This window comes from Halomonas sp. (genome assembly GCF_034520545.1).
Taxonomy (GTDB): domain Bacteria; phylum Pseudomonadota; class Gammaproteobacteria; order Pseudomonadales; family Halomonadaceae; genus Halomonas.
In genome coordinates, this window is the sequence record NZ_JAXHNN010000012.1 from 1 (window position 1) to 1,567 (window position 1,567).

General features: G+C 62.5%; 1 protein-coding gene. It reads left to right on the forward strand.

From position 1 onward, the window contains the following. Positions 1-1,540 (forward strand): IS3 family transposase gene (locus tag U5L98_RS15020; RefSeq protein ID WP_322559118.1). Its coding sequence is split into 2 segments (ribosomal slippage), with 1,538 coding nucleotides annotated over them: positions 1-458 and positions 461-1,540; the frame shifts between segments, so codons are not numbered across the junction. This gene is flagged as partial in the annotation. Positions 1,541-1,567: the final 27 nt, after the last annotated feature.

A 1,567-nucleotide genomic window follows, 5' to 3' on the forward strand; every position in this document is an offset into this window, starting at 1 on the left:
GTAAGGAAGCCATCCTCCAGAAGATGGCCCCGCCTATGAGCCTGACCATCCCGGAACTGGCTGAACAGGAAGGCATCACAGCGACAACCCTCTACAATTGGCGGAAACAGGCCAGAGCACGAGGACAGGTTTTGCCATCACGTTCCACCAAGCCCGATCAGTGGACGAGCCAGGAGAAGTTCCAGATCGTCCTGGAGACGGCCCCGATGAACGAGGCCGAAGTCAGCGCCTATTGCCGCGAGCGTGGGCTCTACCCCGAGCAGGTGGAGGCCTGGCGGGATGCCTGCATGAACGCCAACGATGATGCGGCAGCGCAGGCCAAGCAGCTCCGAAAGGCACGCAAGGAGGAGCAGAAGCGGCTCCGTAAGCTAGAGCGTGAGCTGCACCGCAAGGACAAGGCACTCGCCGAGACGGCGGCGCTGCTGGCCCTGTCAAAAAAGGCCGAGGCGATCTGGGGCACGACCAACGACGAGGACGACTGACCAGCCTCCCGGATCGCCAGCGCATCGTGACCCTGGTGCAAGACGCCCAGCGTGACGGTGCTCGGCTGGCCAAGGCCTGTCAGGTGATGGGCATTAACGTTCGAACCTACTACCGCTGGATCGCCGAAGGCGAGGTGGCGGCGGATCGACGCCCCGATGCCGACCGCCCGGAGCCGGCCAACAAGCTGTCTTCCAAGGAGCGAGAGGCGGTTGTGGCGGTGTGCAACGCCCCGGAATATCGAAGCCGCCCTCCGGCCTTCATCGTGGCCGATCAGGCGGACAAAGGGCGCTACCTGGCGTCGGAGTCGACGATGTACCGAGTCCTCCATGAAGTCGGCCAGCAACACCACCGGGGCCGCCAGCAGGCCCCGCAGCGAAAGCGGCAGCCGACGACACATCAGGCCACGGCGCCTAACCATCTGTGGTGCTGGGACATTTCGTGGCTGCCCGGCCCTGCGCGTGGCACCTGGTGGTATCTGTACCTGATCATGGATGTCTACAGCCGCAAGATCGTCGGGCACGAGGTCTATGAAGCTGAGACTGGCGAACTGGCTGCTGAGCTGATCCAGAAGACGTGCTGGCGTGAGCGCCTGACGGACCTTCATAAGCCATTGATTCTCCACTCGGATAACGGTAGCCCGATGAAGGCGGGGACCTTCTTGGAGAAGCTGTATGACCTGGGCATCAACACGTCGTATAGCCGGCCACGGGTCAGCAACGACAACGCCTTTGCCGAGTCAGCCTTCAAGACGCTGAAGTACCGGCCGGGCTTCCCCGGCGACGGCTTCGCGACCCTGATCGAGGCGCAGGACTGGGTCCAGAAATTTATCGAGTGGTACAACCATGAGCACCGCCACAGCGCCCTTCGCTACGTCACCCCAGGACAGCGACATAGCGGCGAAGCTGAAGGCATTCTGGCACAGCGCAGGGAAGTCTTTGAGGCCGCGAAGCAGCGCTACCCGGAGCGGTGGTCAGGTGACATCCGAGACCTCAGCTTGCCAGAAGTGGTGCACCTCAATCCCGAGCGGGAGGCGGTGCCAAAGGCCGCAGGTTTTTAAAGAGCCATAGTCATTTCATGTGCCAAC